This is a genomic window from Polaribacter sp. BAL334, assembly GCF_015767435.1.
Classification (GTDB): domain Bacteria; phylum Bacteroidota; class Bacteroidia; order Flavobacteriales; family Flavobacteriaceae; genus Polaribacter.
In genome coordinates, this window is record NZ_JADWOV010000285.1 from 80,992 (window position 1) to 92,782 (window position 11,791).

General features: G+C 31.5%; 10 protein-coding genes and 1 tRNA gene. 3 read left to right on the top strand and 8 right to left on the bottom strand.

Going from position 1 to position 11,791, the window contains the following annotated elements; all coding sequences use genetic code 11:
- Window positions 1-77: 77 nt before the first annotated feature.
- The 5 genes from IU405_RS08565 to IU405_RS08585 all read right to left on the bottom strand — a co-directional run bounded on the left by IU405_RS08565 (window position 78) and on the right by IU405_RS08585 (window position 5,246).
- Window positions 78-2,519, bottom strand: a complete 2,442-nt coding sequence (locus tag IU405_RS08565) for an outer membrane beta-barrel protein (protein ID WP_231749632.1) — start codon at window positions 2,517-2,519, stop codon at window positions 78-80.
- A 208-nt stretch (window positions 2,520-2,727) separates the two neighbouring features.
- Window positions 2,728-3,153 (bottom strand): DUF2147 domain-containing protein, encoded by a 426-nt coding sequence (locus IU405_RS08570; protein ID WP_197438198.1) that lies wholly within the window; start codon window positions 3,151-3,153, stop codon window positions 2,728-2,730.
- 6 nt (window positions 3,154-3,159) lie between these two features.
- Complete coding sequence (locus tag IU405_RS08575) at window positions 3,160-3,684, bottom strand: KdsC family phosphatase (RefSeq protein ID WP_197438199.1); 525 nt, start codon at window positions 3,682-3,684, stop codon at window positions 3,160-3,162.
- Window positions 3,674-4,369, bottom strand: coding sequence for a Rossmann-like and DUF2520 domain-containing protein (locus tag IU405_RS08580; protein WP_197438200.1), 696 nt, complete (start codon window positions 4,367-4,369; stop codon window positions 3,674-3,676). Before IU405_RS08580 ends, IU405_RS08575 begins: the two co-directional genes overlap by 11 nt.
- 1 nt (window position 4,370) lies before the next feature.
- Window positions 4,371-5,246, bottom strand: coding sequence for a DUF808 family protein (locus IU405_RS08585; protein ID WP_197438201.1), 876 nt, complete (start codon window positions 5,244-5,246; stop codon window positions 4,371-4,373).
- Between the two features lie 172 nt (window positions 5,247-5,418).
- On the opposite strand from IU405_RS08585, the gene IU405_RS08590 reads away from it, so the two are divergent.
- Entirely contained in the window at window positions 5,419-6,579 is a 1,161-nt protein-coding gene (locus IU405_RS08590; protein ID WP_197438202.1) for a trans-sulfuration enzyme family protein, read from the top strand.
- 273 nt (window positions 6,580-6,852) lie between these two features.
- Here the strand turns inward: IU405_RS08590 and pckA are convergent, their stop codons facing one another.
- Window positions 6,853-8,481 carry a phosphoenolpyruvate carboxykinase (ATP) gene (gene pckA / locus IU405_RS08595; RefSeq protein WP_197438203.1) on the bottom strand — a complete coding sequence of 543 codons (1,629 nt, stop codon included), beginning with the start codon at window positions 8,479-8,481 and terminating at the stop codon, window positions 6,853-6,855.
- A 322-nt stretch (window positions 8,482-8,803) separates the two neighbouring features.
- Here pckA and bshB1 point away from each other — a divergent pair, with 322 nt between their 5' ends.
- Window positions 8,804-9,520, top strand: coding sequence for a bacillithiol biosynthesis deacetylase BshB1 (gene bshB1, locus IU405_RS08600; RefSeq protein ID WP_197438208.1), 717 nt, complete (start codon window positions 8,804-8,806; stop codon window positions 9,518-9,520).
- 56 nt (window positions 9,521-9,576) lie between these two features.
- A tRNA-His gene (locus tag IU405_RS08605) sits at window positions 9,577-9,652 on the top strand.
- Between the two features lie 150 nt (window positions 9,653-9,802).
- On the opposite strand, the gene IU405_RS08610 is transcribed toward IU405_RS08605, so the two are convergent.
- Both IU405_RS08610 and IU405_RS08615 read right to left on the bottom strand, forming a co-directional pair.
- Entirely contained in the window at window positions 9,803-10,171 is a 369-nt protein-coding gene (locus IU405_RS08610; RefSeq protein WP_197438204.1) for a helix-turn-helix domain-containing protein, read from the bottom strand.
- 856 nt (window positions 10,172-11,027) lie between these two features.
- Window positions 11,028-11,477, bottom strand: a complete 450-nt coding sequence (locus IU405_RS08615) for a hypothetical protein (RefSeq protein WP_197438205.1) — start codon at window positions 11,475-11,477, stop codon at window positions 11,028-11,030.
- Between the last annotated feature and the right edge of the window lie 314 nt (window positions 11,478-11,791).

Below are 11,791 nucleotides of genomic sequence, written 5' to 3' on the forward strand. Positions count from 1 at the left end.
GCTACATTGCCAATATCCATAAAAAAACCGTTGAAAATTTCTCAACGGTTTTTTTATTTGGTTTTGGGTGCTAAAAATTATCCTTCAAATTCCTCACCACCATTAAATTCTTGATTTCCGTTTTTCTTTTTATCAATTTTTGTTTGATTAAAACGATAAATAAAACTCACACTAATTTGACGCTCTCTCCATTGAAATTCGCTGTATTGTTCAGTGAAATTTGGAATAGTAACAGTACTCATTCTCTTACGACTGTTAAAAACATCACTAATATTAAAGTTGATGGTTGCTTTTTCTTTTAGGATCTCTTTACTAGCTGCAAAATCCATACTGAAAATTCCTTTATTTTTAGATTGCGCATTTTGTGAAGGACCGCTATAATTAGAGTTGATTTGGATATCCGTTTTGCTAGGCAATGATATTTTTTGATTCAACCTAATAAAATAAGAGGTGTTTTCGAAATCGAAATTTTGTGTAAATCCTGAAGTAGGATTTGTATAATCACCATTGGTAGTTACATGAAATACATTGAAATCACTGTTGATATTCCAAATTTTAAAAGGTTTGTAATTCAATGTAAACTCGAAACCAACTCTTTTTGAGGTAGATAAATTTATAGGAAATCTTCTTAAAATTGCATCTCCATTGTCTGTGATATCTCCAGTATTTTCTTGAATAGATTCCCAGTTATCTCTACTGATGTTGTAATATGCAGAAGTACTCAAGGTAAATTTTTCCCAACGCTTCAGGTAGCCTATATCGAAAGCATCTGTAAAAACCGGATTCAAATCCACGTTTCCTGTATAAATATTTGTTTCGCTAGATCTACTTGGAAAAGGATTTAAACTACGTCCTCTTGGTCTTCTAATTCTTCGGTTATAACCAATAGTCACATTTTCACCTTCTTTGGTCTCAATTCCAATATTCAGTGTTGGAAATAGATTTCCGTAGTTTCTTTTGGCTGGAGAGCTTATAATCATTTGATCAACTACTATAGAAGTATGCTCGTAACGTAAACCTCCAAGTATTGATATTTTATTAAACTTTTGACCATATTGAAAATAAGCAGCATTTACTAATTCTTTATAATTAAAATTATTATCGATTAGTATTTCTGTAGGTTTATTATTTTTAAAATCGGTTTGTTCAAGAAAAAAACTATTAAAAATATCTCTGTAATTTGCTCTATACCCTGCTTCGTATTGAATATTTTCTCCAATAGGATGTACATAATCTATTTGTAATAGAGCACTATCTTCATTTTGTCTTTCTATAACATTTTCAAATTCATCAAGAAAATTTATTTCCCTATCGATTTCAGGTATATCATTTAAAACATCTTCTATTTCACTTGAAAATTGCAAACTTGCGGTAAGTTTTTTTCCTTTTCCATCAAAATTATTCACGTAATCTAAAGTGTATTGCACTCTTTTTTCATCTTCACTTTCGTTTTCAATACGTGAAGTTGCTTCATTGATATTTCCTAAACGATCAAAACGATTTATGATATTTGTATTTACATCATCATCATTTCCATAATTATAAACGATATTGGCAACAATACTTGAATTGTCATTGATGTAATATTCTGTTCCAAAACTAGTAAAAAGAGATCTTCCTAATCTGTCAAAATTTCTAGTTTCAACCACTCTTGCATTTTGTGCTGTTGGAGAAAAATATTCAGAATCGTTGAAAGCATTTCCAGGAACAGCATTATATCTAAAACCAGTATTGGTGAAGAAATTCCATTTTTTTGAACGCAAGTTAAAGTTCAATGCACTTCCATAACGCTCAGGAATTCCTAAATCCAATTGCATTGAACCATTAAATCCTTTCAATTGATTTTTACGCAAGATGATATTCAATATTCCAGCTGTACCTTCAGCATCATATCTTGCTGATGGAGAAGTGATTACTTCAACTCTTTCAATGGCTTCCGCAGGAATTTGACGCAACGCTTCAGCGCCGTTAATACCCACCAAAGCGCTTGGTCTTCCATCAATCAAAATCGTTACGTTATCATTGCCACGTAAACTTACATTTCCTTCAACATCTACTTGCACTGAAGGAACATTTCCTAATACATCACTAGCATTTCCTCCACGAATTGACAAATCTTTTCCGATGTTAAAAACCTTTTTGTCCAAGCGAATGTCCACAGTTGTTTTTTCTGCAATGATGACAACTTCATCCAAGCTTTTGTTGTCTTCACTTAATTTGATGGTTCCAAAATTTTTATCAGCGGTAATATTTTGGGCGGGGAATTTTGCGGGTTTGAATGAGATAAACTCAATACTTATTTCATAATTTCCGACAGGAGTTTTTACATTGAACAATCCTTTTTCATCTGTAATTCCTCCTGAGATTTTAGCTGTTTTAGTATTTTTTAAAATGATTGTTGCGTATTCTAGGGGTTGTTTGGTTGTTTGGTCTACAACTTTTCCTGTTAGCGTAATTTCTTTTTCAGTGGAAGGGGATTGAGAAAATAAGAAAGTTGTAAAAAAGAGACAAAAAATCAAAAATGAATATTTTTTAGTCAAAACGATATGTTTTAGGTTATTTTAGTTTGACAGCAAATTTCCAACTAAGTTTAACTTGTTATAGTTAAAATGGTGTTAAGAATATTTTGTTTAGATTTTACAATTTAAAGATATTTTTAAAAATGAGTGAAATGAAATTATTATTGGATTTTAAAATTAATTTGGATAGTAAATATATAAACTAAAATCACAATGCTCGTGTCCAATAAGCAGTTTTGCCAATCAAAGAAAAACCAATAAATCCTCTAATTTTTAGTTTGTTTTCAGTTTCTAACTTGATGTAGCATTTATAAACTTTACCATTTCTAGGATCCAAAATTTTTCCTCCTGACCATTCGTCACCATCTTTTTCTAAGCCAGTAAGAATGTTTAATCCTAAAATGGGTTTGTTTTTATTTTCATCTGAACACAAATCACACACCGCATTTTTTCGTTTTGGGTCTTTGATATCAATAATTTTAGCAAAGACTTTTCCATTTTTTTCATATACTTCAATGACTGAATCTACTTCGCCAGTTGTTTCGTTCGTGGAATGCCATTTACCAAAAATCGTTTGTGATTGTACACTAAAACTTGCTACTACTAATAGTGCTGTAAAAAGAATTTTTTTCATGATATATTAAATTTGAGCATCAAAATAAGTATTCCATTTTTGTTGCACACGCATGGTTTGTTCAATCACATCACGCACACAGCCTTCACCACCTTTTTGATTTGAAACATATTTCGCAATTTGTTGGACTTCAGGCACTGCATCATTAGGAGCACAGGGCAATCCTACCAATTGCATTACTGGAATATCGGGTAAATCATCGCCCATATACAACACATTTTCGGGTTTTAAATCGTACTTTTTTACCAATTCTTGGTATTGAACTATTTTATTGTGTGCTCCTAAATAAATATCTTCAATACCCAAAAGAGCTAACCTTTTTCGCACGCCTTCATTGGTACCACCTGAAATAATACAAATTCGGAACCCACTATTCAAAGCAGTTTTCATGGCATATCCATCTTTGACATTCATGTGGCGTAGCAATTCTCCATCTGGCATTATGGTGAGCATTCCATTGGTCAATACGCCATCAACATCAAAAATAAAAGTGGTGATATTTGCCAATAATTGTTTATAACTAAGCGTCATTTTGTATGGATTTTGTGATGATTTTATAGATTTCCTGTTGTTTTTCCGACAACAAAAATAAATGATTTTTTATCGTTTCTGCATCCTTTCTTAGGGCAGGTCCTGTTTGCGCTAAGGAAGGAGATAAGACCTTAATTTTTTCAGCAGTTTCTTTGATTAATGGATGTAAAATTTCAAAAGGAACTTGATGTGTTTCGCAAATATCATTCGCTATTTTATACATGTGATTCGTAAAATTATTTGCAAAAACAGCAGCAACATGAATTGCTTTGCGTTGTTCAGAGGTGATGTGATATATTTTTTTACCTAAATAGCGGGCTAATTTCTCAAGTAATTTCAAATCGTTTTCGGTACTTGCTTCCAAACAAAAAGGGACTTCTGTGAAATCAACTTTTTTGTCTTTGCTGAAAGTTTGTAAGAGATAAAAAACACCTTTTCGAGTGCTATTTTCAAGACCTGACAAAGGAACACTTCCAGAAGTATGGACTACAAAATCATTTGAAATTTGGGAAGAAACTTCGCCAATGGCATCATCAGCAACTGCTATGATGGTAATTTCAGCTGCTGGAATATTTTTTAAATTTCTAGAAGAAATCAATTGTACTTTCAGGTTATTTAAAGACTGAAAAGCCTCAAATAATTGAGTTCCCACATTGCCATTCCCAACAATCAAAACTGAAATCATGTTACGAAGATAGCTTTTTTTTGATTTTTTGAAACACAATAACAAAAAGAAGCACCATACATCCAACTCCCAAACCAATCAGAAATTCTTGAAGTGTTGCAGGTAAAGATGTCAATATATGATGAAAAAAGTCAATATGATGTACAAAAATTCCACCAGCAACCAACAGCAGTGCAAGGGTTCCTAATACAGCCAACATGCGAATAATGATGGGTAAAGATTTTACTAAAATTGTTCCCAAAAAAACAAGAAATTTACTTTTATCAGTTCCTTTTTTAATCAATTTATAACCAGCATCATCCATTCTAACCATCAATGCTACAATCCCATAAACACCCACTGTTGCAATCAAAGCAACAACAGTCACCACCAAAAGTTGATTTACAAAAGGAGCATCAGTAACAGTACCCATTGCAATGATGATAATTTCTAATGACAATATAAAATCAGTGCGAACGGCAGAGGAGATTTTTGTTTTTTCGAAAGCCATTACTTGCTCAGGAGTGATTTCTTCTAGTTGTTCAGCGACAACTTCTTTAGGATGTGGTACAAAAAATTCATAGATTTTTTCTGCACCTTCATAGGCTAAATACAAACCACCAATAATCAAAATGCCAATAATAGCTGGCGGATAAATGGCGTTTAAAATAAATACGACAGGAAGAATGATGAGTTTGTTTAAAAAAGATCCTTTCGTAATTGCCCAAATAACAGGAATTTCTCTATCAGAAACAAAACCCATCGCTTTTTCTGCATTTACAGCAAGATCATCACCCAAAATACCTGCGGTTTTTTTAGTAGCTATTTTACTCATTGCAGCCACATCATCCATGAGTGCAGCTACATCATCTAATAAGGCAAATATTCCTGAAGCCATTCGTATTTTTATTGCAAATATAGAAACTCTCAATTAAAATTAGGGAATAACATTCGATTACAATTCGCGCAAATTCGATTGTTACTATTGTAATGATATGTTTACAAATAAGATTTTACACTTTTAAAGCATTTCAATGGAATTTAGTAATTTAGCATTCTAAATTATTTTCATGAAAAGTACTAAGAAATTTGGAATTAACACTACTTGCGTACATGTAGGAGAGGTGAAAGACGAACAATTTAAAGGCGCAGTTTCGCCTATATATCCTTCAACCTCTTATGCTTTTGATGGTGTAGATATCAAACGCTATCCTCGATATTTCAATACACCAAATCAAGAAATGTTGCATAAAAAAATTGCCGTTTTAGAGCATACTGAAGATGCATTGATTTTTAGCTCGGGAATGGCAGCAATTTCTGCGGCATTGTTTGGTTTTCTTCAAAAAGGGGATCACATTATCGTGCAACAAATAATTTATGGAGGTACTTTTAATTTTATGGTGAATGAATTTGAGAAATTCGGAATTGAATATTCGTTTACAGAATCTGACAAGATTGAAGATTTTATCCCGTTAATTCGTTCAAATACAAAGGTCATGTATATTGAAACACCTTCCAATCCATTGTTAGGAATTACTGATATGCAAGCCATTGCTGATTTGTCAAAGCAACATCAAATCACCACAATGATAGACAATACCTTTGCTTCGCCCATTAATCAAAATCCAGCAGACTTTGGAATTGATATTGTGTTGCATTCTGCTACAAAATATATGGGAGGACATTCAGATATTTCAGCAGGAGCCATTGCTGCAAGCAAAGAGCATATTTCTAAAATTTGGAAAACAGCCATTAATTATGGAGGAAATTTGAGCGACCAAACAGTTTGGTTATTAGAACGCAGTATGAAAACCCTGAATTTGAGAGTAAAAGAACAAACTAAAAATGCGCAAATCATGGCTGAATATTTAGAAAAAAATCCAAATATTGACGCTGTTTATTATCCTGGGTTGCCAAGTCATCCTCAATATGAAATTGCTAAAAAGCAAATGAAAGGTTTTGGAGCGATGTTGTCTTTCGAACTGAAAAGTCACATTGATGCTATGGATTTTCAGCGCAATTTACAATTGATAAAACCCTCAATGAGTTTGGCAGGATTGGAAAGCACTACTGTGAGCCCTGTAAAAACGACACATGCTTTATTGAGTGAAGAAGAGCGTTTGGAACGAGGCATTAAAAATGGATTGATTCGTTTTTCAGTTGGTATTGAAGAGCCTGAAGATTTGATGGCTGATATTGAACAGGCAATTGAAAAAGCGCAAAAATTATAAATGATATTTTCTGATTAAAATAACTTGTTGGTTTTAAATATTTTATTGGATTATAAAATAGATTTTTTTTGCCACGAATTCACAAATTGTAAGGAATTCATCACAACAATTGTTTTCATTTTTGATGAAAATTCAAATTTATTGGATTTATTGTTATAAAAAATCCGCGAATTCGTGGTAATTTTTTTTAAAATTCAATTAGACTCAACAACTTAAAAAAAAATCGAGGTTTTTATGAAAATAAAAACCTCGATTTGTCATTTCTAATAAGTATTAAATATGATCATCTAAATGGTGATGTTCGTCAATTAATGGGCCACCATCCATAATGTGTTTTGATGCTTTTGCTGAGAATTTTTCAAAATTCAAATGGAAAAAGTGCGCTAACTGTATGGCTTTGCTTACATACCCACCTTTTTGCAGCCAAGTATTCATAGGGTCAAGCATTTCTATGGGTACATTTGGACAGTATTTAGGCATAAACAATCCAAAAATTGGATGTTGATGAAATTCTACTTCATTTAATTTTCCTTCCAAAGCAGCAGTAATCATCGCTCTTGTGTATTTCAATTTGATTCTTGAACCAACTCCATAAGGTCCTCCAGACCAACCAGTATTTATCAACCAAACATTTACACCAGCTTCAGTCATTTTTTTGCTCAACATTTCAGCATATTTTGTAGGATGCAAAGGCATAAAAGGTTCGCCAAAACAAGCTGAAAATGAAGGAACAGGTTCTGTAATTCCGGCTTCTGTTCCTGCTACTTTTGCAGTGTATCCTGAGATAAAATGATATGCAGCTTGACCTGGCGTTAATTTTGAAATAGGAGGTAAGACCCCAAAAGCATCACAGGTTAAGAAGAAAATATTTGTGGGATTGTTTGCAAAAGAAGGTTCTTGAATATTATCAATATGATAAATAGGATAACTCACTCGCGTATTTTGAGTGATAGAAAAATCAGCAAAATCAACATCGCCATTGGCATCAAAAACAACGTTTTCTAAAATTGCTCCAGGTTTGATTGCTCTGAAAATATCAGGTTCTTTTTCTTCGGTCAAATCAATTACTTTGGCATAGCAACCTCCTTCAAAATTAAAAATAGTATTATCTGCTGTCCATCCATGCTCATCATCACCAATCAATTTTCTATGAGGGTCTGCAGAGAGAGTTGTTTTTCCTGTCCCAGACAATCCAAAGAAAATTGCAGTATCACCAGCTTCACCAACATTTGCTGAGCAATGCATAGGCAATACGTTTTTTTCAATTGGTAAAATCAGGTTCAATGCCGAGAAAATTCCTTTTTTCATTTCGCCTGTATAAGCAGAACCGCCAATCAAAGCAATTTTTTTAGTAAAATCTAAAATTGAAAAGTTTCCTTGTCTGATGCCATATGCTTCAGGATTTTCGCATACATAACCTGGTGCGCAAAGAATCAGCCAATCTTCTTTAAAATTTTCATGAGCTTCTTCTGGCAATCTCAAAAACATATTGAACACAAACATACTTGACCAAGGATATTCAGCAATTGTTCTGATATTGGTCGAGAATTCAGGAGAAGCACAAACATATGCATCACTTGCATACAATTCTTTGTTTGATAAATACTCAACTACATTTTGCTGTAATTTTTCAAAGTTTTCTGTAGATAATGGTTTATTTATTTTTCCCCACCAAACTTTATCTTCGGTATAAGTATCTTTTACAATAAATCGGTCTTGAGGTGATCTTCCTGTAAATTTTCCAGTATTTACAGCCAATGTTCCGTTTTTGGTTTCAGTACCCATTCCTTTTTTGATGGTAATTCTTTGCAATTCTTCAGGAGATAAATCCCAATTTACATGAGCATTTTTAATTCCATATTTTTTTAAATCTGGTTTTTTAATTTCTTTTATTGTTTCCATAGGATATAAATTATTTAAAAAGGTTTATTTTTATAGAGTCACTGCAAGTACTTAAAATGAAGATTTTATGACTTTGAATAGTGCTATAAATATACCTAAATAAACCCATTTTTACGTATGACAAATGTCATAAAACGCTGAATAACAATAAATTTACAAGTCTTTTATCGAATTTATGCGAATGTTGATTTTTATGAAAAACGCAAACGAAATAGCTTACTATTTATGCAAATACTTTCTATGAAATGTCTATTTTTGACAATTGAAAAATCATCTCAAAAGAGTGTTTTTTAATAAAAATGACCGTTATTTTTAAATTATGATAAAATTAGACATACTTGCTTTTGGAGCACATCCTGATGATGTAGAATTGAGTTGTGGAGCTACCATTGCTAAAGAAATTTCATTAGGAAAAAAAGTAGGCATTATTGATTTGACAAGAGGTGAATTGGGCACAAGAGGTTCTATTGAAATAAGACATAAAGAGGCCACAAAAGCCGCAGAAATATTAGGAGTTTGTGTTAGAGAAAATTTGAATTTTGCTGATGGATTTTTCTCAAACGACAAGGAACATCAATTGAAAATCATTGAAATGATTCGAAAATACCAACCAGATATCGTGTTATGCAATGCCATTGACGATAGGCATATAGATCATGCAAAAGGAAGTAAATTGGTTTCTGATGCTTGTTTTTTGAGTGGTTTGATAAAAATTGAAACCAAAATTGATGGTACAATTCAAGAAAGATGGCGCCCAAAACAAGTGTATCATTACATTCAATGGAAAAACATTGAACCTGACTTTGTGGTAGATGTTTCCGGATTTTTAGATATAAAAATTGCTTCGGTGATGGCATACGCTTCTCAATTTTACGACCCAACTAGTAATGAACCAGAAACCCCAATTACAAGTAAAAACTTCATTGACAGCATTGTATATCGAGCAAGAGATTTAGGAAGACTGATAGATGTAGAAAGTGCAGAGGGTTTTACAGCAGAACGTTACGTGGCAATTGAAAATTTTAGTAAATTAATTTAAAATTTTCTTTTTGAGTATTCGAAAATAAATTATATTTGCACCCGCAAGTTATACACGGTGGTTGTAGCTCAGTTGGTTAGAGTATCGGTTTGTGGTACCGAGTGTCGCGGGTTCGAGTCCCGTCTTCCACCCAACAAAAAAAACCTTCTTGATTTATCAAGAAGGTTTTTTGTTTTGAAGACTTTTAAAAAATATCAAATATTGAAGATTTCAATTTGCATAAAAAGCTAGGGAACTTTTTAAGTAATCGTTCTGTTTGTCTAATTTTAGGGGTAACTTTAGTTAATTAGACTTTTTAACAAACTCTTCAATATTTGATAGTTTTTGAAGAATACCATTTGATAATTCTTCAAATTGCCTTCTAACTATGTTTTTGATGTGAAATTCTATAGGGGATTGAACTTCAGTTAGGGGTACATAGTTATTTTTGTACTTTCCAACGCCGGTAAACAACCACATTGGATCTATTTCTTTTACGTTGTCGATAATTCCAAGCAAAATCGTTTCATTTGGTTTTTTGGTGAAGTTGATTACAGCGCTGACAAGTTGTTGAGAAACTCCGATGAGTTCGGAAAACTGTCGTTGATTTAAACCAGTATCATTAAAAACCATAATTACTCTTTCTGCTCTTTCTTTATCTACACGTTTCATTTTAAAGGGGGTCATCAAATGTAGTGAAAAATTACTACAAACAAAGTAAATTTGAAAAAAAAATTATTTGATTCGAGAAAATATATCTAGAAATAGTGTTTTTTTATCAAAAAAAGAGCTATTTTATAGCAATTTTAGCTCAATTTTTGAATTTTATAAAATTTCGAATATCCTTAAACTATGCATTTATATATAATGTATTAAACAATTGATATATAATAAATTAAATACTATTATATAAAGTATTACTTAAAATATTTTACTCAAAATATCGATAAAATAGCCCTATTTTTAACCTCAATTTTGCTGATTTTTACCTGTTTATAAAATATTTTCACTTTTTTTTAAAATTTTTTTTCTTTTTTTATGCTTTGTGGTAAAAAATACCACAAATGATGTGAAAAAGGATCCTTTTTTAGCTCTTAAAAAACCTGATTTTCGTCAAATTATTCCTGATTTCTATTTTTTTTACAAAAGACAGGAAAAGATATTTTAAAAATTGAGGTTTACAATTTGTAAAAAAGTATTTGAAATTGTGATTTTTTGACGTTCTTTTTCAGCGTGAAAACATCATACAGTGTTTAGATAATTTTATGACTGAATTGTGAATAAAGGAAAAAGTAAAAATTAGCTTGAATTTGAATTTTTTAAACTTAGTTATTTGTTATGCAACGTTTTTTAATTTAGACAAGCCTTTATAGAATTTTGATAATCTTCCATTCCAACTATTTCTTTCCTATTTGTTTTTCTCCATTTTTCTCGAAATTGAAAATCTAAAACTTTTATTATGTAAAAATTATATTCAGTTACACATTCATAATTTTTTCCATTACAACCAAGATCCACATATTCAACATTATATTTTTTTTTCAAATTTTTCGTCTGCTTTTGTATTAGCAATAGGAACAATACCACTATTCAAATAAAGTTTTGGAGTACCATTTTTCCAATCTTTTCTTGCTTTTTCTTTATTTATTTCACACTTTCCTTCAATTACAATTGATTTCGGATTTTTCCTTTTACTCCATAAAGATTTATATTCATAAATTAAATTCGGATAATTACCGACTGAAATTTCTAGAAGATAAATTTCCATATTAGTCTTTGGAATTAATTTGAATTCTCCTGATTGGTCAGAAATTGTTCCATTTGAAGTTCCTTTTATGTAAATGTAAATATCTCCTTTAGGTTTTTTCATACTAATAGAAGAAAAGATTTTTCCTTTGATTGTGTCATTTTGACAATGAAAATATTCAACCTTTAAAAAGGCTAAAAATATAAATATTATGACGAATTTTAATTTCATATTTAATGTTGCACAACGTGTTCCTTTAGTTTGTAATAAATATCTTTATAAAGAAAGAGAGGAGAACTATAACGTGTTTTAGATTTTGAGCTCCACTGCACGTACGAGTCCTCTCTTTCTATAAAGTTGCCAAGAACCATTTGGAATACCAGGAGAAAAATCTCCCGATAAAGGAAAAATCTCCCGATAAAGGAAGTAGTTAAAGCAACATATTTATTAACCTAAATGTAAAAATATGAAAAATTACAAAGAAGTAGTAGGAATTGATGTATCAAAAAAAACAATTGATGCATATTGTTATCAATCCGAAGTCC